Source organism: Acinetobacter lactucae (genome assembly GCF_013122135.1).
Taxonomy (GTDB): Bacteria; Pseudomonadota; Gammaproteobacteria; order Pseudomonadales; family Moraxellaceae; genus Acinetobacter; species Acinetobacter lactucae.
The window spans coordinates 2,458,327-2,482,158 of the sequence record NZ_CP053391.1 but is presented as its reverse complement, the minus strand read 5'-3'; the positions used below and the strand labels follow the sequence as shown (position 1 = coordinate 2,482,158).

Below are 23,832 nucleotides of genomic sequence, written 5' to 3'. Positions count from 1 at the left end.
ATTTAGTTACATTGCGGTGATTGTGGGAACTCTATGTAGAAATATGTGCCTGAAACTGTTTAATTATCGACATCATATTTCTTTAAATCAAATAGTCTGTTGATATATAAGTAGAAGGGCATTTTAATCAAATACAAGAGTTAACATAGCTTTGAATCGCTATTGTTTTTAATAGTTTTTTAATAATTACAATTCAACTAAATATATTATTTAAACTCCTTAAGTGAAAGTTGGGTATTTCTATTGAAGTGCTATAGTTGATCTTCAAATATATTTATACAACATAAAGATACAGTTTTACATGCATACTCAATCAAATTGCTTAGAAAATGAGAAAAATATGGATACTGAAATGAATAAATATTTTGATGTGGCTGAAAGTGTTTATCATAATATTCATCTTAAAAATCAGACTTCTAAGAATTTAGTGGATTGTCTCAATAGATTGTTGGTTGAAATTAAAAAGGAAGCTGCTACAAATAATTTGCAGTTAAAATATAGTGTTATTGATTTTGAAAATTGCTTAAATCAGCCCATGAAAGAGCGTGTGGTGAAAATAGATTTAAGCCTTCTTCCTAATTTTGAGAATGAACATGAATTTATTCTTTGGTTAGCAGGTTTTATAAAAAGTATTTCTGTATCTAAGTATTATTATTTTTAAATTACGAGGTGATAATAAATAAATATTTTTAAATTTGTTGTATAAATATTTATTTAGCGTATACTCGAATTAACTAGAAAAAAAGACTTATTAGTAAATCCTCTTTTAGTATCGTAGTTTTATTCATAATCCTCCGTTTTTTAAGATCTTAAGCTCAATTTGTTATTATTTTTTCAAAGTTTAATGAGTCATGAAATATGGCTTTATATTATTAAAAATCAAAGGATATATTATGTCTAATACAGCAATTGGTACAGTGAAGTGGTTTAATGAAACTAAAGGTTTTGGTTTTATTCAACAAGATACAGGCCCAGATGTTTTTGCACATTTCAAAGAAATCAGTAGTTCTGGTTTTAAAACCTTATATGAAGGTCAACGTGTTACTTTTAATATAGCTCAAGGCCAAAAAGGACCTACAGCTACTAATATTATTGCTCAATAATATTTAAAAATAAAAAAAGCACCTTAGGTGCTTTTTTTATTTTTAGTATATTAATCACCAAGATAATTTTAAATAAATTAAAAAATACGCATTATTATGATAATAAATAACACTATCACATTCAGATACACTTGCGTTGTATCTATATACAGTTAAAAGGACTATGTTAACTAAGTGTTAGATAATCATCTGCACACCATTAAATAGGAGAGACTCTAATGTCTCAAGACCAAGTTCAAAGCGATCAAGACAAATCAAAAGAGCAACAACAGCAACAGCAAGATGGTAAAGAGTTTGAGCCAAAAACTCCTGATCAGAATGATGTAGAAAAAGTAAATCAAAATGAGAAAGAAGAGAAAAAATAATAATATAATAAATTTATTTTTTTTTAAATGATGGATTGGTAGAAAGAATAACTATTCTTTTTGCCAGTTTATAAAATTAAGAGGAATATTTTGAATATGTCTTTATTATAATAATTTTTATTTTCTTTGTTTTGGCTTATATTTTATTTAAAGTTTTTTCTAAAGTTAGTCTGGAACTTCCCGAAAGTACCCTAAAATAGCTGGTAAAATATTTACAGAGAATAAAAACTTTTTTGAACATGAAATTATTGTAACTTTATACCAAGAAGAACTGATAACTTTAGTCGGTAATCAAAATGGTGGTAGAACTAAGGTTTTTAAAAATGCTGTAATATGTCTCGAAAAAGAAACAGATAAAATCGCTGTCTATATAGATACTTTAAGAGTTGGATATCTTAATAAAATAAATGCCTCAAGTTTTGTTAATTTTTTAAAATAAAAGGTTTTAGTGATAAGGATGCTTTTGAGGTTGATGCAATTATAATAAATGAAAAAACAAGCAAATGGAGCGTGAAGCTAGATATCCCTTATGATATGGAAAAGTTTAGGTTTGATAAATATTAAATTCCTAATAACTATTTAATTGATATTGCTATAAGATATATTTTGGTACATTTTTTTAATATTTAAAATAAAAAAAGGATCATAATAATTAGAGTGATAATAAAAAAGAGAAAGGATATGGAACTTAAACCAGTAAAAATGCACAAAATGTTTAGAGATTTTCACGAAGAAAAGGAACTTGGCTATATAGGAGAATATGATGAAAAACATGTTCTTGTAGCCATATATAATATTTTTAAAGAAAAAATGCAGAAAATAGAAGGAACTTATCAATGGGTCTTACCCTCATCGGGGGAAGTGTTTTTTGTTGAGGAAGATCCAATATATAGTCGTTTGCTGTACTGATAACAAAAAATATTAGACCGGTCGTCTACTAATCTATATAGTGAGGTCTTACTTTGTTGTCCTCCTAGTTTAAAAGAGAAAATTAATGTCTATTATTCTTCATCATTTAAATGCTTCACGCTCATTTCGCATTCTGTGGTTACTTGAAGAAATTAATCAACCCTATGAATTAAAAAGTTATTTCCGAGATAAAACTACAAATCTTGCACCTCAAGAATTAAAAAACATTCATCCTTTAGGCAAATCACCTGTGATTGAGCTCAATGGAAAAGTAATTGCAGAATCAGGTGCAATTGTAGAAATTTTGATTGAAAAGTTTGCTCCACAACTTATGCCCGCGAAAGATTCAGACAGTTATCTTGATTATTTACAATGGATTCATTTTTCAGAAAGTTCGGCTATGGTTCCATATTTATTAAATATTTTTAATTCGATTGAGTTAAAAAATGGCACTCAATTAAAGTTCTTGGGCCGATATGCGCATGCTGAGTTGGATAAAGTATTTTCGTATTTAGATCAACAATTAGTAGGCAAAAAATTCTTAGTAGGCAATAGCTTAACGGGTGCAGATTTTATGATTGGTTTCGTAGTCTATGGTCTAATTAATTCATTAAATATTCGCTCAAAATATCTCAATATTGAACAATATGTAAAAAGTCTAGAAAGCTTAGAAAGCTGGCAAAAAGCTATGTCTATAGAACAAAATCTTCATCACCAAACCAATGCCTAAAAACGAAATGTCTTTAAGCAATTAAAAAAGAATTGATTTCTCAAGTAGAGAAATCAATTCAGCAATTTAGATCCCTTCAACAAAACTCACCATAACATCACAGCAGCCTTGACGTTTACTTTTGGCAAGCTGATATTCAGGTGAAAAATAACATTCACGTGCGGTTTCCATATCTGGAAACTCAATGACCACGTGACGTTCAAACTCTTGCCCCTCTAAAACTTGTGAGGCACCGCCACGGGCAAGAAACTTGGCACCGTACTTTTGAAAAGCTTGCGGAGCAGTGGCCATATATTGTTTATATTGTTCCATATCATGAATAGTGACATGAGCAATCCAGTAAGCAGACATATCGTATTTCCCTATAATTTATTAAATAAAGGTCTATTTACCTTTTCCTAAAATTTGCGATTTCACGCATCTAAAATATTTTTTGCGACAGCCGCAGCTTCAGCAATATGTTCAGCAACCGCTTGTTTTGCCTTTTCAGGGTCTTTGTGAAGATAGATGGCTTCACACATATTTTTAATACGTTGATAACCTGAAATTTCACGTTTTGTCGATTTCATGGTCATGGCACGAAGACGGCTAATTCGACCGTTTAAACGTTGCACCACTTCCCAAGCAATATGGTGCTTTGCGGTAGCAAAGATGGTTTGATAAAGCTGGGTTGAGGTCGCAATAATCAGATTGATGTCATCGGCAGCAAAAGCAGCTTTAAGATCTTCTAATAGAAGCTTTAATTTTTCAGCAGTTTTTTCATCGAGGTTTTTAGTGCAGTCAACCACAGCACTTTGCTCTAACAAAAGACGAATTTCATAGATCTGTGAAGCGATGTCCCAGTTAAGTAGCGAAACAATAGGGCCTTTATTTGGCAAAATCTCAACTAAACCTTCTGCTTCTAAATAACGAATCACTTCGCGAACCACAGAACGGCTCACGCCGAGTTCTTCACATAACGTTCTTTCAACCAGTCTTTTTCCTGAAGGGAAATAGCCCGTAATAATGGCATTGCGCACTTTATCTAAACACAGCTCTCGTAATGTTACGGGCGGGTTTTCAATTTTAAGATTCATAAATAATTAAATTTTCCTGTTTTTTAACATGTTGAGTTTCATCACATGTTTTTCAATAAAAATTAGCATAGCAAACTCTTGCTTTTTTTTCAGTATGTATTATGGTATACCATAATACGAATGACAAGATAATTTACTTGCAAGGAATAGCAATGGAACTCATACGTAAAACAGTGCTTCATGTAGAAACCACTTATGTAGATGGCGGCAAAGAAGCAGCAAAGCCTTTAAAAATGGTGGCAGCCGCAGCGGTGATTAAAAATCCGTGGGCAGGGCAAGGTTATGTAGAAAACCTAACACCGGAAATCCGCCGCATTGCGCCGATCTTAAGCGAACATTTAACCAAGCTTATTCTTGATGAAGTCGGTTCGGGCGAAGCTGTTGAAGCTTTTGGTAAAAGTGCAGTGGTGGGCTTAAACGGTGAACTTGAGCATGCTTCAGCTTTAATTCATACCTTACATTTTGGTAATACTTACCGTAGTGCTGTTGGTGCGAAATCTTATTTAGCATTTAACAATACCCGTGGCCCAGCAAACGCGCCGATTTTAATTCCAATGATGGATAAAAATGACGAAGGCCGTCGTTCTCATTACTTAACATTGCAATTTGCAATTCCAGATGCGCCTGCTGCCGATGAGCTGGTTGTTGTGATTGGTGCAGCAACAGGTGGTCGACCACATCATCGTATTGGTGATCGTTATAAAGATTTGGAAGAGTTAGGTCATGATGTCAAAAACCCTGCAGCTGTCAAATAACCGTATTGCTCACTATTTTGAGCAAGGCGAAGGAGAGCCTCTGGTTCTGATCCATGGAGTGGGAATGCAAGCTGCGGCATGGTATCCACAAATTGAATATTTTTCTAAACATTATCATGTAATTTCAGTAGATATGCCGGGCCATGGTCAAAGCACCAAATTACCGTCAGACGCAAAATTACAAGATTTTGTTGAATGGACCATCGAATTTATTACAGCCTTAAATTTAGGGCCTGTAAATTTAGCGGGACATTCAATGGGCTCGCTAATTACTACAGGAGTTAGTGTTACCCGTCCTGATTTAGTTAAACGGATGGCGGTGCTCAATGGTGTATATAAACGTACAACACAAGCACGTAATGCCGTGATCCAAAGAGCTGAAGAGTTAAAAACAGGCCGTATTGATGTTGAGACTCCGCTACAGCGCTGGTTTGGCGAAAGTGAAGTCGAGCGTATAGCGGCAGCCAAAGTGAAATCATGGCTCGAAAATGTCGACTTGTCTGGTTATACCACTGCATATTCTGCTTTTGCGCAAGGCGATGAAACCTATGCAGATGACTGGTCAAAGATTACTTGTCCTGCTTTGGTGTTGACCGGAACGGATGATCCGAACTCAACTGCAGAAATGGCTGTGCAAATGGCGAATCAGGCAAAGCATGGTACTGCAATTGTCATTGAAAATGAACGTCACATGGTGAACTTAACTGCACCTGACAAAGTGAATAATGCAATGCAAGCGTGGTTGGAAACCAGCGTTTAAATTGCCACACATTGCTGAAGGAATATAACAATGAGTGAAATGGATACAATTAATAAAATACGTGAACTACGCGATGCTTTCGGGTCATTTATGACGGGCGTTACCGTGGTCACAACCTGTAAAGAAGATGGAACGCCACTTGGCTTTACAGCGAACTCTTTTGCTTCGGTGTCTTTGGACCCAGCTTTACTTCTAGTGAGTATTGCCAAGACATCAAGCAATTATCATAACTTTGCAAATACCACTCATTTTGCAATTAATATTTTGGCAGAAGAGCAAAAGGATGTTTCGAATACCTTTGCTCGTCCAAGCGAAGACCGTTTTGCAAATCTTTCATGGTCAAAAAGTGCTTGCCAAAACCCACTGATCGATCATGTCAGTGCATGGTTTGACTGTACAACTTATCAGGTTGTCGATGCAGGTGACCATGCCATTTTAATTGGTAAAGTTGAAGATTTTGCTTCGACAGGTTTTGCAGGTCTTGGTTATTATCGTGGTGGATATTTCACTCCGGCCAAACTTTCTGCTGAGGTCATCTCTGGTCCTAAAGTGGTGATGAGTGCGATTATTGGTCATGAAAATACCATTTTGCTTGAAGAAACTGCCGATCATAAATGGACTATTCCACATGTGATGGTAGATAAAGACGGTGCCGATAAAGCGCTTGAGAAAATCTTTGCAGAATATCAGCCAGATGCTTCTGCCAACTTCATTTACTCTGTATATGAAAACGTTGAAAACCAGCAGCAATATATTTCATTTTTATGCAACACACCCGTAGCTCAAGCGACCAAAGGTCAGTTTGTCGATTTAAATGATCTTGAAAAGCTAGAGTTTGTAGACGGCGCTTTAGAAAGTATGTTGATGCGCTATCGCAAAGAAAACCATCTGAAAACGTATGGTGTTTATTACGGAAATCAGACAACAGGTACAGTTCGTCAAATCGTTAAAGAGGAAGTTTAATCATGCGTTTTTCATTATTTGTGCATATGGAACGTGTTTCTGATCAGCAAACTCAGAAACAGCTTTATGATGAAATGGTTGAGCTTTGTCAGATTGCAGATCGTGGTGGTATGCATGCGGTTTGGACAGGTGAACACCATGCTATGAACTTTACTATTGCGCCAAACCCTTTTTTAAATCTGGTCGATTTAGCGAATAAAACTAAAAATGTTCGTCTAGGTACTGGCACGGTGGTAGCCCCATTCTGGCACCCGATTAAACTTGCAGGCGAAGCTGCAATGACCGACATTATTACCAATGGCCGTTTAGATATTGGTATTGCTCGCGGTGCCTATTCGTTTGAATATGAACGTATGGTTCCGGGTATGGATGCATGGAGTGCAGGTCAGCGTTTACGTGAAATGATTCCCGCAATTAAAAACCTTTGGAAAGGCGATTATGAGCATAACGGTGAATTTTGGCAGTTTCCAAAAACCACCTCAGCACCTCAACCGCTTCAACAACCGCACCCACCAATTTGGGTTGCAGCCCGTGATCCAAATAGCCATGAATTTGCTGTGCAAAATGGCTGTAATGTACAGGTAACGCCTTTGCATTTAGGTGACGAAGAAGTTGAAAAACTCATGGAGCATTTCAATGCAGCTTGTGAAAAGTTCAATGAAATTCAGCGCCCTGAAATTATGTTGCTCCGCCATACCTATGTGGCAGATAGTGAAGAAGATGCGCAACTGGCAGCGGATGAGATCAATACCTTCTATAACTATTTCGGCGCTTGGTTTAAAAATGAGCGTGAAATTAATCAAGGTTTAATCGCGCCTTTAAGTCCTGAAGAAATTGCTGCACATCCTTTTTATACACCAGAAGCGATGCGTAAAAATAATGTGATTGGACAGGCCCAAGAAGTCATTGACCGCTTAAAAGCTTATGAAGCGATGGGCTATAACGAATATTCTTTCTGGATTGATACGGGCATGAGCTTTGAACGTAAAAAAGCCTCATTAGAACGTATGATCAATGAAGTTATGCCGGCATTTGCATAGAGGCGAATATCATGACAGCAGATTTTCAGCTTTATATTAATGGTCAGTTTGAATCTGGTGCAGCGACTTTTGAAAGTATTAATCCTGCAACGGGTGAAGTCTGGGCACATATGCCGGAAGCTCGAACCGATGAAGTCAACCGAGCAGTTCAGGCGGCATCAAGTGCGTTAAAAGCACCGGCTTGGGCAGGTTTAACTGCTTCACAGCGCGGTAAATTGCTCTATAAACTGGCTGATTTAATTGAAAAAGCTGCACCGCAATTGGCTCAAATTGAAACCAGTGACACGGGCAAAATTATTCGTGAAACATCGAGCCAGATTGCCTATGTCGCTGAATATTATCGCTACTATGCAGGTATTGCCGACAAATTAGAGGGTAGTTTTTTACCGATTGATAAGGCAGACATGCAAGCGTGGATTGTTCGTGAACCAGTAGGTGTGGTTGCTGCAATCGTTCCTTGGAACAGTCAGTTATTTTTATCGGCAGTGAAGGTGGGGCCAGCTTTAGCGGCAGGTTGTACAGTTGTGCTCAAAGCCTCTGAAGATGGTCCTGGGCCATTGTTGGCTTTTGCTAAATTGGTCCATGAAGCGGGTTTTCCGGCTGGAGTGGTCAATGTAATTACCGGTTTCGGACCTGAATGTGGCGCCGTGCTGAGTAGTCATCCTGATGTTGCTCATGTCGCGTTTACAGGTGGTCCAGAAACAGCAAGGCACATTGTGCGTAATTCGGCTGAAAATCTTGCAAAAGTTTCACTCGAATTAGGTGGCAAATCACCATTTATTGTATTTGCTGATGCAGATATTCAAAGTGCGGTAAATGCTCAGGTCGCTGCTATTTTTGCTGCTACTGGGCAAAGTTGTGTGGCAGGTTCACGCTTACTGGTTGAAGAAAGCATTAAAGATGAATTTGTTCAGCGTTTGGTTGAGCGTGTACAAATCATAAAAATTGGTTTACCCCATGAAATGGCAACCGAGTTTGGACCACTTTGTACCTTACGCCAACGCCAAAAAATCGAGCAAGTCGTTGCAAGTTCAATCCAGCAAGGTGCAAAACTTCTTACTGGCGGTAAAAGCCTTGAGCGAGCAGGGTATTACTATCCACCGACCATTTTAGATTGCACCGATGCACCTCAAGCAGATTGCATTACCACAGAACTATTTGGTCCTGTTTTATCGGTAGATAGTTTCAAAGATGAAGCGGAAGCTGTGCAAAAAGCCAATAGCACGCCTTATGGGCTGGCGGCAGGCGTTTTCACCACCAATTTAAGCCGTGCGCACCGTATGACCAAAGTCATTGGGTCGGGAATTGTTTGGTTGAACACTTACCGCGCTGTTTCTCCACTTGCGCCTTTTGGTGGACATGGACTTTCGGGACATGGGCGAGAAGGTGGCGCAAATGCGGTTTTAGATTACACCGCCACCAAAACAGTTTGGTTACGTACCTCAGATGAGCCAATTGATGACCCATTTGTCATGAGATAAGTCATGACTTGAGGTATGAAAATATAACGGGATTTTAATTTCAAGGATGAAAAAATGAATCAGTCAAACCCAGTAATCGCCTAAAGCTTTAAATAGTTGAAAACGTAAAACTAGATGTATCGATGCTTAATCAAGTATTGATCGGACTGGCTTTACCTTTTTCTTGGCTAAAACAACACAAACAGAGAAATGAGCTGTTTGTAAAAGGAAATAAAAAGATGAAGCCGAGTCATATTGAAATGACTTTGGCTGGGCAGATTTTTTGATGTTGAGGAAATGAATTCCTCAAAGAGAGATTAAGGATATGAGCCAAAACGAAAATAGCAATAATGCTTTCGCTATCGAAAGTCATTCTATTGATTATGTAGCTCCCTCTGAACGTAATGGGAAAGTTCGCGATCTATTCACATTATGGTTTTGTACCAATATTGCACCGCTTGCCGTGATTACGGGTGCAATGTCAATTTTAACCTTTAACCTCAATATCGTAAGTGCATTGCTTGCGATCTGCTGTGGACATTTTTTTGGTGCGGCGATTTTAGCTTTAACCTCTGCACAAGGTCCGCAGGTCGGCATTCCTCAAATGATTCAGAGCCGCGCACAGTTTGGGCGTTATGGGGCATTGCTGGTTGTGCTGTTTACCACCCTCATTTATTTAGGTTTTTTCATCTCTAACATTATTTTGTCAGGCAAAACTCTTCATACCGTTGTTCCTGCCATTCCAGTGCCAACCGCGACCGTGATTGGCGCAATTGCAGCAACCACAATTGGCGTGATTGGTTACCACTTTATCCATAAGTTCAATAAAATTGGAACTTGGTTTATGGGTGGTTCGTTGCTCATCGGCCTCATGATTATGGTGCCGCATATTAATGCAGATGTACTCGCTAAAGGCTCTTTCAATATGAAAGGCTGGTTTGCCATGTTTGGGTTGTGCGCTGTATGGCAAATTAGTTTCTCGCCTTATACCTCAGACTACTCACGATATTTACCGAAATCGATTGGTATTTATAAGCCATTTATCTTTACCTATTTAGGCGCATCGTTAGGAACTATTTTTGCGATGGCATTTGGTACGATTGCGGTCAGTATTGGCTCAACCACAGATGCCATGGAAGCGGTAAAGTCGGGTACTGGGCTGTTCGGTTATGTTCTTATGATTTTGTTCCTATGCAATATCATTGGTCATAATGCCATGAATCTATACGGTGCGGTTCTGTCTTGTATTACCTCTATTCAGACTTTTGCAGGGCAGTGGATGCCAAGCCGAAATATCCGAGTCGTGTTATCAATCATTGTGTTAGTTCTAGCGACTTTAACGGCACTTTGGGCATCAAGTAACTTTATTAGTTTCTTCTTGAATGTGATTTTTGCCTTGTTATTTATTTTGGTGCCATGGGTGTCTATTAATTTACTAGATTTCTATGTCGTGAATAAAAAGTCTTATGACATTCAGTCTATCTTTGCACGTGATGGTGGTATTTACGGCAAATTTAATGCAAAAGCGCTTACAGCTTATTTCATTGGGATCGCGGTACAAATTCCATTCTTAAAAAATGCGTTTTTCACAGGTGCATTGGCCGATGTAATTCCAGATGCGGATATTTCTTGGGTCATTGGATTGGTGGTGAGTCTGGTGGTGTATTACGTCTTTAATCTAGGAAAGATTAAATGTTCAGCACCCGCATTAAACGCAAAATTACCTCAATAAGCATTGTAGTGAAAGGAATCCCACAATGAAAAAAAGCTATTTACAAGCGGCTCTGAGCACAGCATTGATGGCCGTAATTTATCCAAGTTATGCAGGTGTAAGTTTTGGAGATACTGATGGTGAATACGGTAAGCTTACCGTATCAGGCTATGTTCGCGCTAACTATCAAGATAAACACTATGGAGAGTCTGCTTCTGATCAAAAAATTCGTTTTGATGCTGCGCAGTTAAAACTGGACTACGAGCGTGGACCGCTATTTGGCCATGCAGAATATCGTTGTTATCAATATGACCGTCTATGTGATTTTTCTACATTGGTTGATGGTTATGTAGGATACAAATTAAATAAAACAGATCAGGTGGTGGCAGGTGTTCAGCCGATTCCATTTGGGCCGGGACGTTTCTGGGGCAATAGCCTATATGGAAGTATGAGCACAACCGCAGGTTTAGAAGATGTTCATAATCTTGGTTTGAACTATCACTTTGAATTACCAACAGCAACCAAATTTGATGTGGGGTATTTTGCGGTAGATGGTGGAAACTACACAGGTTCTACCCAAGATTCAGGTCGCTATACAGCAAACTACGTGAGTTCAGACGATCCGAATAAAACCGATTTGCAAGAAAAGAACATGTGGGTGGGCCGAGTGACTCAAGATGTAAATCTTGGAATTAATGGTTTAACCACACAGCTCGGTGGTTCATATTGGACATCGGATATTGAAAATAAAGCCGCTTCGAGTGATGGCCGCCGTCATGCATGGGCACTTTTTGGTAAAGCCAATTATGGCAATTTTAATGTGACCCTTACAGGCGGTAAAAATGATGTAACTAATCAGGATCAGCTTAATCCTAATCAGTCACTCATGGGTTCTTACGACACTGAATATTATGTCGCGAACAAAGGAACCTTCTATACCGCAGACGTGGGCTACTCTTTCAAAAATGTTAAGCAGATCGGAAACATTACGCCGTACTTTATGTACAGTCAGTACGACAAAGATCAGGACAATATGAAAGATTCGGTCCGTAATATTATTGGTGTGTCTATTGACCATAAACAGCTATCTTTGGTGGCTGAATACATCATGAGTAAAAATGACCCATTCATTGGGGGAACTCAAGATTCATTGGCAAAAGGGGATGATAACCAGTGGAATAAGTTGCTTAACTTAACGCTGTTTTATTATTTCTAAAGACACTTAAGCATTCGGGCATACCGAAAATTTTTTTAAATTAATTTTTGGTATGCCATAATACAAAGTTGATGGTGAGCAATTTAATTTATATATCGCTCAACTATCAATGCAGAAGATCTCAACAGGATAATGATCATGCAGCTTAATGAACTCGCTTTATTTCGTCAGCAAGCTTTTGTTGCTGGAAAGTGGTGCGATGCAGACCATCAACAAACATCCGAAATTTTAAATCCGGCGACATTAGAAGTGATTGGTACTGTCCCAAATATGGGCAAGGCTGAAGCCGAGCGTGCCATTGAAGCTGCCAAAGAAGCTTGGCCGTTATGGAAAAATAAAACAGCAAAAGATCGATCAATTATTTTAAAAAAATGGTTCGATTTAATTATTTCAAATGCAGATGACTTGGCTTTTATTTTAACAAGTGAGCAAGGAAAGCCTTTAGCCGAAGCCAAAGGTGAAATTTTATATGCTGCAAGTTTTATTGAATGGTTTGCCGAAGAAGCAAAACGAGTTTATGGCGATATTATTCCAAGCCCATATCCCGATGCTCGTATTGTTGTAAATAAACAGCCTATTGGTGTCGTTGCAGCCATTACGCCATGGAATTTCCCCGCTGCCATGATTACGCGCAAAGTGGCTCCAGCCTTGGCGGCAGGTTGTCCTTGTATTGTAAAACCAGCACCTGAAACGCCTTTTACTGCTTTGGCTTTAGTTGACTTAGCTGTACAAGCTGGCGTGCCTGCTGAAATTTTTAGTGTGATTACAGGCGATGCAGTTCATATTGGCGATGCAATTTTTGAAAGTGATGTCGTACGCAAATTTACTTTTACCGGTTCAACACCCGTCGGCAAAATGCTGCTTGAGCGTTCAGCAAAAACTTTAAAAAAAGTTTCCTTAGAGTTGGGTGGCAATGCGCCGTTTATTGTATTTGATGATGCCGATTTAGATGCAGCAATTGAGGGAGCACTTATTGCCAAATTTAGAAATGCGGGGCAAACCTGTGTGTGCGTCAATCGATTTTTGGTGCAGGCAGGCATTTATGAAAAATTTATTGATGCCCTGAGCCAAAAAATTCAAAACTTTAATATTGGTAATGGATTAGAAGCAGGGCATGACATTGGACCATTAATTAATGCCAATGCGCTGAAAAAAGTTGAAGCACATATTCAAGATGCCTTAGATAAAAATGGTCGTCTTGTGATTGGTGGTAAAAAGCATATAGCGGGTGAATTATTTTTTGAACCGACACTGATTGCAGATGTTACCGCTGATATGGACGTTGCAACTCAAGAAACATTTGGCCCACTGGCAGCCGTATTTAAATTTGAAACCGAGCAACAAGCGGTAGAAATGGCAAACGCAACTGAATTCAGTTTAGCTGCATATTGTTATACCAAAGATTTAGGTCGTGCTTGGCGAATGAGTGAACAGCTCGAATATGGCATGGTTGGAATTAATAAAGGTCTTATTTCAAATGAAGTTGCGCCTTTTGGTGGAATTAAACAGTCTGGTTTGGGGCGTGAAGGTTCTAAATACGGTATTGAAGATTATCTAGAAATTAAATACACCTTGTTTGGAGGCTTGAATATATGAGTAATGAAAAATTTGAAAAGGGTTTAGCAATCCGTAAACAAGTTCTTGGTGAAGAATATGTAAATAATTCAATCAACAATGCCGATGAGTTTAATCTTCCTCTTCAAGAGTTAGTCACTGAATATTGCTGGGGAGCTGTTTGGGGGCGTGAAGAATTAAGTAAGCCTGAGCGTAGTTTAATTAATTTGGCAATGATTTCAGCTTTAAATCGTCCGCATGAGTTAAAACTACATGTTAAAGGTGCACTTCGAAATGGCGTACCTAAAGAGAAAATTCGTGAAGTGCTGTTACAAGTAGCCATTTACTGTGGCGTACCTGCAGCTGTAGATAGCTTTCGTATTGCTAAAGAAGCAATTAAAGAGTTTGAATCTGAGCAATAAACTTTCGGTTTGAATATTAAAAGAGGCCTTGTTCAAGTGGACGAGGCCTTATTTATATAATTTAAATCACATTTCTAAGTTCATTTGCCGTATTACGCAGCAAGGGCAAAATTTGTTGAACTAAATAATCTTCTTGTACGCGGTTGGTTTGAGACATGCAGTTAAGCGCCGCAATGGCTTGACCTTGGGCGTTAAAAACAGGAACTGCAATCGCAATCACGCCAAGCTCATGTTCTTCTTTGGAAAGACAATAATCCGATAACGAAATCCCCTTAAGCACTTCAAAAAACTTTGACTCATCCACAATAGTAAAAGGGGTTAAGCGTTTTAAACCGTAATTTTTTACCCACGTATGTTGGGCTTCTTCGGATAGTGCTGCCAGCAATACTTTACCTGTGGAAGTGGCATGGGCAGGCAGTCGGTTGCCTAAATGCATACCATAAGGGCTTACACGCAAATTATCTTGCTGTGGTAAATAACTACGGGCAATCGGCACCACTTCGTTATCGTCTAACACCACAATCGAAAAAGTCAGAGATGTCTGGGCACACAAAAGATTTAAAAATGATTGAGCAACTTTAGGCAGGTGAGCAGAGCTCAAATAAGAACTCGAAAAGCGTAGCACGCGATGAGTGAGCCAAAAGTAATGTTCATCTGTTTCTAAATAGCCTAAGTATTTTAAAGTTTTTAGATAACGCCTTGCCGCTGTTCGGCTAATACCGGTTCGCTCGGCCACTTGAGTGACATTGAGCCGTTGCCGATCTGTTCCAAAAGCTTCCAGTAAAGCTAAGCCTTTTGCTAATCCTGCAATGTAGTCTTCTTGACGAATTTTCTCATGCGAGTTTGGGTGCTCTAAAAAAGCATCGAGAGAAGGCATCCTTTCATTCCTGTTATTTTGGTTGTTTCTGTCCGCTATTCGGACAAACTAAATGATAAACGGTTATTTTCGTCTTGGATACATAGTGCATAAAACTTAAAGCCAGTAATTTAAAAGTCAGGATGAAACAAGGATGAAGTTATGGATATTTTAAAGACACAGGTTGCAATTATTGGTTCTGGACCAGCAGGGTTATTGCTTGGGCAACTTCTATATAAAGCTGGCATCGATCATATTATTGTTGAGCAACGTAGTGCTGAATATGTGGCTTCACGGATTCGTGCAGGAATTTTAGAGCAAGTTTCGGTCGACTTACTGAAACAAGCTGGCGTTGACCAAAATTTAAAAGAAAAAGGATTACCGCATTCGGGCATTGAAATCTTAACCAATGGTGAATTGCATCGGGTTGATTTGGCCGCTCTCACGGGTGGAAAACAAGTGACCGTATATGGTCAGACCGAAGTCACCAAAGATTTAATGACTGCCCGTGAAGCAGAGCAGCTTACTTCATTTTATGAAGCTCAAAATGTACAAGTGAAAGATTTCTACAATGCACCCAAAGTTGAGTTTGAGTACCAAGGTAAAGCCTTTCAAATTCAGTGTGACTTTATTGCTGGTTGTGATGGCTACCATGGTGTCTGCCGTGCCAGCGTGCCAGAAGATAAAATTAAAACTTTTGAAAAAGTTTATCCGTTTGGCTGGTTAGGGGTGTTGGCAGACGTTCCACCTGTAGCCGATGAACTCATTTATGTACAGTCAGAACGTGGATTTGCTTTATGTAGTATGCGTTCAGAAACACGTAGCCGTTATTATTTACAAGTTCCTTTAACAGATCATGTCGAAGATTGGTCGGATGAAAAGTTTTGGGATGAGTTAAAAAATCGCCTAGATCCTGAAAGCCGTGAAAAGCTAGTGACGGGGCCTTCTATTGAAAAAAGTATCGCGCCATTACGCAGCTTTGTGACAGAACCCATGCGTTTTGGAAAACTATTTTTAGCAGGTGATGCTGCGCATATTGTTCCACCAACAGGAGCAAAAGGCCTAAACCTCGCGGCTTCTGATATTGCTTATTTATCAAGTGCGCTTGTTGAATATTATGTTGAGGGTTCAGAGCAAGGTATAAATGAATACTCTGAAAAATGCCTACAACGAGTATGGAAAGCTGAGCGTTTTTCTTGGTGGATGACTCATTTATTGCATCGCTTTGAAACTGAAAGCGAGTTTGATCATAAGATTAAACAAGCAGAGTTAAGTTATGTGCTTGGTTCAATTGCGGGTAAAACCACATTGGCTGAAAACTATGTTGGTTTGCCTTATGAGATTAAGCAAATTGATAGTTTTAAGCATGCGAGCTAAAGGCTTAATAAAAATAAAAAGGGCATGAAAGTGCTCTTTTTTATATAAAAACTGGATGGCAATTGCTAGGTCAAAGATGCCATTCAGTTAAAAGTAGCCCTAATACTTTTTAAAATATAGGGCTACTTATCAATCAACCTAAAGTTTAGTTGGCGGTTGCCGTAACTTTTTTATTGGTTAATATCACTTGTTGCTGAGGTTGAAGGGGTTTAATCACTTGTGGATTAGAGTTACTCCACGGAATATAGGCTTCTGTCAAAATATGGCCTGTAAGACTGGTCAAATCACTCGTTTTAACTTCAGCATTGCCTTGATGACCAAATAAAACGACTTCATCGCCTGCTTTCGCCTCTGGAATATCTGTTACATCAACCATAACAGTATTCATTGATACTCGACCAACTATTGGTGCTTTTTGTCCATTTATTAATACAAAAGCTTTATTACTAAAACTACGACGGTAGCCATCCGAATAACCTACAGGGAGGTTTGCGAGTTTAGAGTCACGTTTCAATGTATAGGTCTGGTCATAACCTACAGTTGAATCTTTAAGGTAATTATTAACTGCGGCAATTTGTGTTTTAAATGCCATCATACCTTTAAATTCAGGGTGATTAGGAAAATCCCCATATATAATTGCACCTGCACGGACCATATCTAAATGTGATTCAGGAACGTTTACGGTAGCAAATGAATTCGCTGTATGTAATGTTAATTCTTTACGATTGAGTTTGGCTTTTTTAATCAACCATGCAGTTTGTTCATTAAATTGCGCCAGACGCTCACGAACAAATTTTTCATCCTCTACGGCATAGTGGGTCATAATGCCATCAATTTTAAGATGGGGCAGTTTGGTGATCGCGACAGCTTGTTCTTTACCTTGTTCTGACAACATTTCAAGACCATTACGATCCATGCCGCCTGAATTTAAAGCCAAGCTGTAATGAACAGTTGTATTATTCGCTTCTGCCCATTTAGAGATACGGGCAGCTTGGTCATAATTACCCAAAAGCTCTTCAATATTTAACGCCTGTGCGTTGATAATTTCACTATCTGTGGCTGTACGTAAACGTGTAATTTTGCCTTTATAGCCATGCTTACGTACCATAGCCGCTTCAGCATTACTGGTAATGCCAATACAAGATACGTTTAACTTCATAACACTTGGCATAAGTAGATCAATACTATGGCCGTATGCGTTAGCTTTCATGACTATACAAAGTTGTGTTTTGCCATTAAGTAACTGATTTGTCTTTTTAATATTATCTTCAAAAGCTTGAGTATCAATTTCTATCCATGCATTTGCTGTAGGTGCAGGACTTACTTCATTTGTAACATGGGGAGTGAGTAAGGGAGCTGCATGAGCAAATTGCACCGAACCGAATAATATTAATGCACAGCTATAAGCGAGATGAGAAAATTTTGTTTTAAGTTTCATGAGTTTTTTAATCTTTCCTGGCTGAATATAATTTAACGCTGGGTGGATTTTTATGGTTAAGTACAGAAATATAATTGATTTAAAATGTCGCACGATTTAGTCGCAATAATACTTTCTCCTTAAAATATTATAGTCGCTATTAAGTAAAATTTAATTTTGCTTAGACTAAATTGAAAAATGCAAATGTGATTTCAATTAATCTTAATTAAATCTAAATACACCTTCATTAAAAAAACAAGCAGAAAATTTATTATATTTTTTGAGTGTTATTTTTTTAATCTATTTATTTGCGATGTTTTTAATTAAATTTTTTAAAATATAACATTTGGTAAATAATTAACTTTATTATTGCGAAAGATTTTTTTATTTTATAAATATAATGAATTATATTTTTTATCATTTGGTAAAATAGAAAAATATATAGGAATAAATATCCATAATTTTATTCAACAGAAGGGGTTATTTTTGAAATTGTTATATTTTTCATTATCTTATTGTGTGTTTGTTGGAGGTGCTTGGAAATTTTGGATTATGTTGAGTCAATTTTTAAGCATCTAATATCACATTTAATAGTTTTTTAATAAATTAATTTAAATTTTATAAATAAAATATTAATTAGATTGAGTGAATAATTGGGTGATATTTAACCTTGAGGGGTGGTTGTAGGTTTTGAGTAATAAATAGACTAGTTTGTCTTATATTGTTTTTTTAATTGGATTTGTTGTTTGAGATTTTGGTTAGATTAAAATTTTTTGTTTGTTTTGAAGATAAATAATTTTATTAATATTTTAGTTTTTATTAAGTGAATGATTCTGCATTAAGACTTTATAAAGATAAGATGATGGGTGTTTTTTTTAATTGCTCAGCAAGGTTTGGTTTTTTCTTAACCATGTTATTCTAGTTTTACAAGGTAGTAATATAGCAAGACGTATATTGAGTATTAGTATCGACCCTTAACTCCTGTTTAAGAGTACGTACAGAAATATAAATTTTTATCTTAAAAAATTGTCTAACTAAATATGATTTAAGGGCTATGTCATGCCGATTTTTCTTGACGAGCAATTGAGCCAAGGAAAGTTTTCCGAAGCGATTATGAGCATACAAACACGATTTTTTATGAAAAAATTAATTGGAAAAAAAGCGGGGAATAGGACGCATTTTGCTTAAAAGATCAGCATTAATAAAAGCTTTTGTCACATTTTTTCAGTATATTGCTATTAATTTCTTTATTTATAAATTCTAAGTTTGTATGGAACAGGACCAAGCACGCATACCTAAATATATTCCTATTCGCGATGCGATTGCCCATGATATTGAATCTGGCGTATTAGAAGCCCACGCAAAACTCCCATCGGAAAGAGTACTTTCTGAACAATTCCAAACTACGCGAGTGGCTGCACGTGAAGCTTTGTTGGCTTTGGAAACTGATGGTTTGATTTATCGATTAGACCGCCGTGGTTGGTATGTTCGTTCTCCTCGTATTATTTATCACCCGCAATCGACAAAAAACTTTAATCAGTTTGTGATTGAACAAGGCTATGAACCTTCTACAGAAGTGATTTCCAGTGAACTTACACAAGCCACTTCTTGGGATGCCAAGCATTTAAAAGTTGAAAAAGGGCATTCGATTTATTCAGTGTGGCGACGTCGTTGTATTAATGGGCGACCTGTGTTGGTTGAACATTTACGTGTGAATGCCGAACTTTTTCCTGAGTTTTTAGCTCATGATCTCAAGCAATCCATTACTTTACTGATGGCAAATCAATATAACTGCCATATCACTAGAGCTGACATTAACCTCTATCCAACAGCTCTATCGGAACAACAGGCCAAAGCGCTTCATGTCAATGTTGGCGCGCTCGGTTTATATATTTGCCGTAGTAACAGAAATGAAAAGGGCGTAATTACCGATGTTGACCAAGAATATTGGCTACACGATGTCTTAGATTTACATTTCGAAGCACGAGCATAAAAATAAAATCTGGTTTAAACCAGATTAATCAAACTGTCATATAAACCTGTTGAAATACGATCATCAAATAATTGCATTCGATGGTTTGCAGATGAAACAGTATGTTCAACAGTCAATTAAACTTGGCACTGCATCAGTTTTAGGTGTAGTGGTCGCTTTTCAAATAGGATGTTCATCGGCAACATCAAAAAAATCAGAAGAAATTACCGTCTATACGGCAGTAGAAGCCGACCAGCTTAAACAATACCAAGAAGAATTACACAAAGCCTATCCTGAACTCAAAGTAAAATGGGTACGTGATTCAACAGGTGTGATTACCGCGAAACTTTTGGCAGAGCAAAAAAATCCACAAGCGGATGTGGTTTTTGGTGTGGCTTTAACCAGTTTGCTGGTCATGGAAAAGAAAGACATGCTTGAGCCTTTTAAACCAGAAGGCGTTGAAAATCTAAAACCCGAATTTGTAAGTAAAAAACCTGTACCAACTTGGACGGGTATGGACGCATGGGAATCTGCAATCTGTGTAAATAAAGTCGAATTAGAAAAGCGTAAGTTACCAATTCCAAAAACCTGGAAAGATTTAACCAACCCAATTTATAAAAACCTGATTGTGATGCCAAATCCGGCTTCGAGTGGCACTGGGTATTTAGATGTGACTGCTTGGATGCAGATCTGGGGTGAAAAGCAGGCGTGGGATTATATGCAGGCTTTAGATAAAAACATTTCGCAATATCCTCACTCTGGTTCAAAACCTTGCAAAATGGCCGCACAAGGCGAAATTCCAATTGGTGTTTCTTTCGGTTATCCAGCATTTAAATTAAAAGCAGAAGGTGCACCTTTAGAAGTGGTTTATCCAAATGAAGGGTTAGGTTGGGAAATGGAAGCCTCAGCAATTGTGAAAGGAACCAAGAAATTAAGTAGCGCACAAAAATTTATAAATTGGTCGGTAAGCAAAGCGGCAAATGAAGCTTATGCACATAACTTTTCAATGGTCGCTTATAAAGGCATTGAGAATACCACTATGAGTTTCCCGAAAAACCTTCCTAAACTGCTTGTAAAAAATGATTTTTATTGGGCGGCCGAACAGCGTGAACGTATTTTGGCTGAATGGTCAAAGCGTTTTGAAAAGTGATCTTTTGAATAAGGGCCTCATTATGCAAATACCTTCGTCATTGCAATCATCGCTGCTAGGTCAAAACCCAAAGGGCGAGTTGGCAGGGCATTTATTGTCGACATTAACGACCTATAAATATCCTGAACATGGCCCCTCGGTTTTAGAGGTGGTGGATATTCAAAAAAAGTTTCAACACTTTCAGGCCCTCACGCATATTAATTTAGACCTGAAAGCTGGTGAGTTCGTCAGCTTTTTGGGGCCTTCAGGGTGCGGTAAAACCACTTTGCTACGCATAATTGCGGGTCTAGAAAAACCTGATTATGGAAAGGTTATAAAAAAGGGAACAGATATAACTTTGCTGAGTGCTGAAAAACGACACTGCGGTATTGTTTTTCAGAACTATGCGTTATTTCCAAATTTAAATGTCGAAGAGAATATCGCTTTCGGTTTAGACAAAAAAAAGTGGGATAAAGCTCAGCGTAGTCAAAGAGTTCAGCAGTTATTAGAGCTGATTGAGTTACCCGATATTGCTAAAAAATATCCAAATCAATTGTCGGGTGGGCAGCAGCAACGTGTTGCGCTCGCTCGGGCAATTGCACTGAATCCGGATATTTTGTTGCTAGATGAACCCTTATCTGCACTTGATGCACAAGTGCGTTTGAACCTAAGACAAAAGATTCGCTCAATTCAATCGCAGCTTAATTTGCCAACCATTATGGTGACACACGATCAAGAAGAAGCCTTAAGCATTTCTGACCGTGTTGTGGTGATGAATCATGGCGTGATTGAGCAAATCGATACGCCGCACAATATCTACTACAAGCCACAAACCCAATTCGTTGCCAAGTTTATTGGCACCATGAATTTTTTAAAAGCTAATTGTGCAGTACCGAATCAGCTCGATGTTTTAGGTTTTATCCCTCTAAATCTAGAACAGCAAAAGCTAAAAACTGGGCAAAACTACAGTATGGGTTTTAGACCCGAAGTAGTCGAGTTGGTAGATGATTTCGGTAGTGATAAAGAATCGCTGTATCTGCCAATTAAAGTATTAAGCACTGAATTTTTAGGTGCAAAACGCCGTTTGTTTTGCGCCATTCATATTGATGGAATTGAGCAGGCAAAACACCTTTTGCAAATTGAAATTGAAAATACCAATTTCAAATCTTTGCAAGAACTTATGTTTATAAAAGTGCCTAATCAGCTCATTCATGTCTTTGACGAACAAGGGTACGCACTATGTTAAATGAAACTGCTTCAGCGGTTTTAAAAACACAGCCGCGTCGAAAAACTGAATATTCATTAAGATCGAACATTGCTTTGTTTGTTGTTGCAATTGCTTTAACTTTAGCGATTATTGCACCTTTAATGATGCTGTTTGAAACCGCATTTTTTGATGAAAACCAAAACTTTGTCGGTCTTGAGAACTTTTATAATTATTTTGGCAGTCCAGCTTTACTCAGTTCTGTATTTAACTCTGTTTGGATAGCTTGTACTGCTACTGTCATTACAGTGTTTCTTGCCAGCATCTATGCGTTTGCACTGACCAATGTCAATATTAAAGGCAAAGGCTTCTTTAAATTGGTGGCTTTTTTACCGATTTTGGCACCGTCACTTTTGCCTTCGTTGGCATTGGTTTATTTGTTTGGCAAGCAAGGTGTATTCAAGCCTTTATTAGGTGATGTACAGATTTATGGCCCAATCGGTATTTTAATCAGTTATTGCTTTTGGCTATTTCCAGCCATTTTAATGCTGATGATGGTCTCTTTTAGAAGTGTCGATCAGCGTTTAATTGAAGCATCTTTGTCGCTCGGTAAAAATATCTGGAAGACGCATTATCATGTAACTTTACCTGCAATTCGTTATGGTTTAATCAGTGCAAGTCTGGTGGCTTTTATTTATGTACTAACAGATTTTGGGATTCCAAAAGTCATTGGCGGTTCATTTAACATGATGGCGCTTGATGTCTATAAGCAGATTATTGGTCAGCAAAATATGAGCATGGGGGCAGTCATTTCCATCTTATTATTGCTACCAGCAGTTTTTGTATTCATTTTCGATCGTATACAAAGCAAGCGGCATGCGCGTTTTCAAGCTTTTCAAGCTAAACCTTATATTTCAGCGTCGAATAAAAAACTTGAAGTCGTTCTGAGCTTATTTTGTGGCGTGGTTTCAGGTGCGATTTTACTGATTATCTTTACGGCGGTGCTGGCGTCATTTATCCAGTCTTGGCCATACGATTTGTCTTTGACCCTAGAACATTACAGTTTTGAATATGTCGATGGTGGTGGCTGGTCCGCGTACTTTAACTCGGTTCGCATGGCACTCTTTAGTACGGTTTTTGGTACAGCACTTATTTTTATGGTGGCGCTATTAACTGAACGTTTTAAAGCGCATCCACTTATTAAAAATTATGTACAAGCTGTGGTTCTATTACCTCTTGCGGTGCCTGGGCTGGTTCTAGGTATTGCTTATATTTTGTTTTTTAACCAACAAAGTAATCCTTTAAATGTGCTGTATGGAACTATGACCATTTTGGTGATTTCTACCATCATGCATTACTACACTGTGCCACATCTCACGTTAACCAATGCCATTAAACAGATTCCGCTACAGCTCGATCAGGCAGCAGAAACGCTAGGTACATCGAAGTGGAAAACCCTTTGGAAAGTGTATTTGCCTATGTGTTTCCCAGCACTATGCGATGTATCGGTCTATGTTTTTGTGAATGCCATGACCACCGTATCCGCTGCGATTTTCCTTTATTCACCAGATACCAGTTTAGCTGCGGTTGCTGTGTTAAATATGGATGATGCAGGGGACACGGTAGCTGCTGTTGCGATGAGTATTTTAATTTTGACGACCTCATGTGTTGTAAAACTCATTCATTGGTTGTTTACCCGAAAAATCATGGCAAGAAGTCAACAATGGCGTGAAAGCTCTCATTAAGTTTTAGCTAAACACAATTTTTATTTAACCGACTGAAACGAAATGCTTTGTTCAACAAGGCAAGGGTT

Annotated in this window: 24 protein-coding genes and 1 pseudogene; 21 read left to right on the top strand and 4 right to left on the bottom strand. The window is 38.0% G+C overall.

All coding sequences use genetic code 11. The features are described from left to right. The first annotated feature begins 340 nt into the window (after nt 1-340). The 6 genes and pseudogenes from HLV59_RS11570 (at nt 341) to HLV59_RS11545 (ending at nt 3,107) form a co-directional block, all read left to right on the top strand. Nucleotides 341-661 (top strand): hypothetical protein, encoded by a 321-nt coding sequence (locus HLV59_RS11570; RefSeq protein WP_171429998.1) that lies wholly within the window; start codon nt 341-343, stop codon nt 659-661. Nucleotides 662-893: 232 nt separating this feature from the next. Then, nucleotides 894-1,103: a cold-shock protein gene (locus HLV59_RS11565; protein WP_000072127.1), complete on the top strand. Its 210-nt coding sequence runs from the start codon at nt 894-896 to the stop codon at nt 1,101-1,103. A 218-nt stretch (nt 1,104-1,321) separates the two neighbouring features. Continuing rightward, nucleotides 1,322-1,468 carry a hypothetical protein gene (locus HLV59_RS11560; RefSeq protein WP_000076368.1) on the top strand — a complete coding sequence of 49 codons (147 nt, stop codon included), beginning with the start codon at nt 1,322-1,324 and terminating at the stop codon, nt 1,466-1,468. A 104-nt stretch (nt 1,469-1,572) separates the two neighbouring features. Then, nucleotides 1,573-2,032: pseudogene (locus tag HLV59_RS11555) on the top strand (hypothetical protein). 147 nt (nt 2,033-2,179) lie between these two features. Then, nucleotides 2,180-2,377 carry a hypothetical protein gene (locus HLV59_RS11550; protein WP_171430619.1) on the top strand — a complete coding sequence of 66 codons (198 nt, stop codon included), beginning with the start codon at nt 2,180-2,182 and terminating at the stop codon, nt 2,375-2,377. An 85-nt stretch (nt 2,378-2,462) separates the two neighbouring features. Further along, nucleotides 2,463-3,107, top strand: coding sequence for a glutathione S-transferase family protein (locus HLV59_RS11545; RefSeq protein WP_171429997.1), 645 nt, complete (start codon nt 2,463-2,465; stop codon nt 3,105-3,107). Nucleotides 3,108-3,173: 66 nt separating this feature from the next. On the opposite strand, the gene HLV59_RS11540 is transcribed toward HLV59_RS11545, so the two are convergent. Further along, on the bottom strand, nt 3,174-3,458 hold the full coding sequence (locus HLV59_RS11540; RefSeq protein WP_057106099.1) for a DUF1330 domain-containing protein: 285 nt from the start codon (nt 3,456-3,458) through the stop codon (nt 3,174-3,176). A gap of 62 nt (nt 3,459-3,520) precedes the next feature. Next, nucleotides 3,521-4,183 (bottom strand): GntR family transcriptional regulator, encoded by a 663-nt coding sequence (locus HLV59_RS11535; protein ID WP_061874539.1) that lies wholly within the window; start codon nt 4,181-4,183, stop codon nt 3,521-3,523. 152 nt (nt 4,184-4,335) lie between these two features. On the opposite strand from HLV59_RS11535, the gene HLV59_RS11530 reads away from it, so the two are divergent. The 10 genes from HLV59_RS11530 (at nt 4,336) to HLV59_RS11485 (ending at nt 14,064) form a co-directional block, all read left to right on the top strand. Then, nucleotides 4,336-4,938, top strand: a complete 603-nt coding sequence (locus tag HLV59_RS11530) for an amino acid synthesis family protein (RefSeq protein WP_000420415.1) — start codon at nt 4,336-4,338, stop codon at nt 4,936-4,938. Further along, nucleotides 4,907-5,698, top strand: a complete 792-nt coding sequence (locus HLV59_RS11525) for an alpha/beta fold hydrolase (protein ID WP_016141415.1) — start codon at nt 4,907-4,909, stop codon at nt 5,696-5,698. The genes HLV59_RS11530 and HLV59_RS11525 overlap by 32 nt, the downstream gene beginning before the upstream one ends. Nucleotides 5,699-5,728: 30 nt before the next feature. Then, nucleotides 5,729-6,661: a flavin-dependent trigonelline monooxygenase reductase component gene (tgnA, locus tag HLV59_RS11520; protein WP_031947971.1), complete on the top strand. Its 933-nt coding sequence runs from the start codon at nt 5,729-5,731 to the stop codon at nt 6,659-6,661. A 2-nt stretch (nt 6,662-6,663) separates the two neighbouring features. Then, a complete protein-coding gene (gene tgnB, locus HLV59_RS11515) occupies nt 6,664-7,701 on the top strand; it encodes a flavin-dependent trigonelline monooxygenase oxygenase component (RefSeq protein ID WP_171429996.1) in 1,038 nt (345 codons plus the stop codon). 11 nt (nt 7,702-7,712) lie between these two features. Beyond that, nucleotides 7,713-9,182, top strand: coding sequence for a (Z)-2-((N-methylformamido)methylene)-5-hydroxybutyrolactone dehydrogenase (gene tgnC / locus HLV59_RS11510; protein WP_171429995.1), 1,470 nt, complete (start codon nt 7,713-7,715; stop codon nt 9,180-9,182). A 122-nt stretch (nt 9,183-9,304) separates the two neighbouring features. After that, entirely contained in the window at nt 9,305-9,448 is a 144-nt protein-coding gene (locus HLV59_RS11505) for a hypothetical protein (protein WP_075382724.1), read from the top strand. Between the two features lie 38 nt (nt 9,449-9,486). After that, nucleotides 9,487-10,893: a purine-cytosine permease family protein gene (locus HLV59_RS11500; protein WP_000081163.1), complete on the top strand. Its 1,407-nt coding sequence runs from the start codon at nt 9,487-9,489 to the stop codon at nt 10,891-10,893. 25 nt (nt 10,894-10,918) lie between these two features. Next, nucleotides 10,919-12,088: a hypothetical protein gene (locus HLV59_RS11495; RefSeq protein WP_171429994.1), complete on the top strand. Its 1,170-nt coding sequence runs from the start codon at nt 10,919-10,921 to the stop codon at nt 12,086-12,088. A 138-nt stretch (nt 12,089-12,226) separates the two neighbouring features. Continuing rightward, nucleotides 12,227-13,684 (top strand): NAD-dependent succinate-semialdehyde dehydrogenase, encoded by a 1,458-nt coding sequence (locus tag HLV59_RS11490; RefSeq protein ID WP_171429993.1) that lies wholly within the window; start codon nt 12,227-12,229, stop codon nt 13,682-13,684. Further along, a complete protein-coding gene (locus HLV59_RS11485) occupies nt 13,681-14,064 on the top strand; it encodes a carboxymuconolactone decarboxylase family protein (RefSeq protein ID WP_000064100.1) in 384 nt (127 codons plus the stop codon). The genes HLV59_RS11490 and HLV59_RS11485 overlap by 4 nt, the downstream gene beginning before the upstream one ends. A 61-nt stretch (nt 14,065-14,125) precedes the next feature. On the opposite strand, the gene pobR is transcribed toward HLV59_RS11485, so the two are convergent. After that, nucleotides 14,126-14,941, bottom strand: coding sequence for an IclR family transcriptional regulator PobR (gene pobR, locus HLV59_RS11480; protein ID WP_032052984.1), 816 nt, complete (start codon nt 14,939-14,941; stop codon nt 14,126-14,128). Nucleotides 14,942-15,082: 141 nt separating this feature from the next. Between pobR and pobA the strand changes: the two genes are divergently transcribed. Further along, on the top strand, nt 15,083-16,297 hold the full coding sequence (gene pobA, locus HLV59_RS11475; RefSeq protein ID WP_171429992.1) for a 4-hydroxybenzoate 3-monooxygenase: 1,215 nt from the start codon (nt 15,083-15,085) through the stop codon (nt 16,295-16,297). Nucleotides 16,298-16,442: 145 nt separating this feature from the next. On the opposite strand, the gene alr is transcribed toward pobA, so the two are convergent. Then, nucleotides 16,443-17,735, bottom strand: a complete 1,293-nt coding sequence (alr, locus tag HLV59_RS11470) for an alanine racemase (protein WP_171429991.1) — start codon at nt 17,733-17,735, stop codon at nt 16,443-16,445. A 1,249-nt stretch (nt 17,736-18,984) separates the two neighbouring features. On the opposite strand from alr, the gene HLV59_RS11465 reads away from it, so the two are divergent. The 4 genes from HLV59_RS11465 (at nt 18,985) to HLV59_RS11450 (ending at nt 23,764) form a co-directional block, all read left to right on the top strand. After that, complete coding sequence (locus HLV59_RS11465; protein WP_171429990.1) at nt 18,985-19,707, top strand: UTRA domain-containing protein; 723 nt, start codon at nt 18,985-18,987, stop codon at nt 19,705-19,707. A 91-nt stretch (nt 19,708-19,798) separates the two neighbouring features. Further along, entirely contained in the window at nt 19,799-20,836 is a 1,038-nt protein-coding gene (locus HLV59_RS11460; RefSeq protein WP_171429989.1) for a putative 2-aminoethylphosphonate ABC transporter substrate-binding protein, read from the top strand. Between the two features lie 22 nt (nt 20,837-20,858). Continuing rightward, on the top strand, nt 20,859-22,061 hold the full coding sequence (locus tag HLV59_RS11455) for an ABC transporter ATP-binding protein (RefSeq protein WP_171429988.1): 1,203 nt from the start codon (nt 20,859-20,861) through the stop codon (nt 22,059-22,061). Further along, on the top strand, nt 22,055-23,764 hold the full coding sequence (locus HLV59_RS11450; protein WP_171429987.1) for a putative 2-aminoethylphosphonate ABC transporter permease subunit: 1,710 nt from the start codon (nt 22,055-22,057) through the stop codon (nt 23,762-23,764). The genes HLV59_RS11455 and HLV59_RS11450 overlap by 7 nt, the downstream gene beginning before the upstream one ends. Nucleotides 23,765-23,832: the final 68 nt, after the last annotated feature.

Excerpts from the sequence above, each read along its gene's own strand:
- HLV59_RS11570 (WP_171429998.1), top strand. The coding sequence starts at position 341 with ATGGATACTGAAATGAATAAATATTTTGATGTGGCTGAAAGTGTTTAT.
- HLV59_RS11565 (WP_000072127.1), top strand. The coding sequence starts at position 894 with ATGTCTAATACAGCAATTGGTACAGTGAAGTGGTTTAATGAAACTAAA.
- HLV59_RS11560 (WP_000076368.1), top strand. The coding sequence starts at position 1,322 with ATGTCTCAAGACCAAGTTCAAAGCGATCAAGACAAATCAAAAGAGCAA.
- HLV59_RS11550 (WP_171430619.1), top strand. The coding sequence starts at position 2,180 with ATGTTTAGAGATTTTCACGAAGAAAAGGAACTTGGCTATATAGGAGAA.
- HLV59_RS11545 (WP_171429997.1), top strand. The coding sequence starts at position 2,463 with ATGTCTATTATTCTTCATCATTTAAATGCTTCACGCTCATTTCGCATT.
- HLV59_RS11540 (WP_057106099.1), bottom strand. The coding sequence starts at position 3,458 with ATGTCTGCTTACTGGATTGCTCATGTCACTATTCATGATATGGAACAA.
- HLV59_RS11535 (WP_061874539.1), bottom strand. The coding sequence starts at position 4,183 with ATGAATCTTAAAATTGAAAACCCGCCCGTAACATTACGAGAGCTGTGT.
- HLV59_RS11530 (WP_000420415.1), top strand. The coding sequence starts at position 4,336 with ATGGAACTCATACGTAAAACAGTGCTTCATGTAGAAACCACTTATGTA.
- HLV59_RS11525 (WP_016141415.1), top strand. The coding sequence starts at position 4,907 with ATGATGTCAAAAACCCTGCAGCTGTCAAATAACCGTATTGCTCACTAT.
- tgnA (WP_031947971.1), top strand. The coding sequence starts at position 5,729 with ATGAGTGAAATGGATACAATTAATAAAATACGTGAACTACGCGATGCT.
- tgnB (WP_171429996.1), top strand. The coding sequence starts at position 6,664 with ATGCGTTTTTCATTATTTGTGCATATGGAACGTGTTTCTGATCAGCAA.
- tgnC (WP_171429995.1), top strand. The coding sequence starts at position 7,713 with ATGACAGCAGATTTTCAGCTTTATATTAATGGTCAGTTTGAATCTGGT.
- HLV59_RS11505 (WP_075382724.1), top strand. The coding sequence starts at position 9,305 with ATGCTTAATCAAGTATTGATCGGACTGGCTTTACCTTTTTCTTGGCTA.
- HLV59_RS11500 (WP_000081163.1), top strand. The coding sequence starts at position 9,487 with ATGAGCCAAAACGAAAATAGCAATAATGCTTTCGCTATCGAAAGTCAT.
- HLV59_RS11495 (WP_171429994.1), top strand. The coding sequence starts at position 10,919 with ATGAAAAAAAGCTATTTACAAGCGGCTCTGAGCACAGCATTGATGGCC.
- HLV59_RS11490 (WP_171429993.1), top strand. The coding sequence starts at position 12,227 with ATGCAGCTTAATGAACTCGCTTTATTTCGTCAGCAAGCTTTTGTTGCT.
- HLV59_RS11485 (WP_000064100.1), top strand. The coding sequence starts at position 13,681 with ATGAGTAATGAAAAATTTGAAAAGGGTTTAGCAATCCGTAAACAAGTT.
- pobR (WP_032052984.1), bottom strand. The coding sequence starts at position 14,941 with ATGCCTTCTCTCGATGCTTTTTTAGAGCACCCAAACTCGCATGAGAAA.
- pobA (WP_171429992.1), top strand. The coding sequence starts at position 15,083 with ATGGATATTTTAAAGACACAGGTTGCAATTATTGGTTCTGGACCAGCA.
- alr (WP_171429991.1), bottom strand. The coding sequence starts at position 17,735 with ATGAAACTTAAAACAAAATTTTCTCATCTCGCTTATAGCTGTGCATTA.
- HLV59_RS11465 (WP_171429990.1), top strand. The coding sequence starts at position 18,985 with ATGGAACAGGACCAAGCACGCATACCTAAATATATTCCTATTCGCGAT.
- HLV59_RS11460 (WP_171429989.1), top strand. The coding sequence starts at position 19,799 with ATGAAACAGTATGTTCAACAGTCAATTAAACTTGGCACTGCATCAGTT.
- HLV59_RS11455 (WP_171429988.1), top strand. The coding sequence starts at position 20,859 with ATGCAAATACCTTCGTCATTGCAATCATCGCTGCTAGGTCAAAACCCA.
- HLV59_RS11450 (WP_171429987.1), top strand. The coding sequence starts at position 22,055 with ATGTTAAATGAAACTGCTTCAGCGGTTTTAAAAACACAGCCGCGTCGA.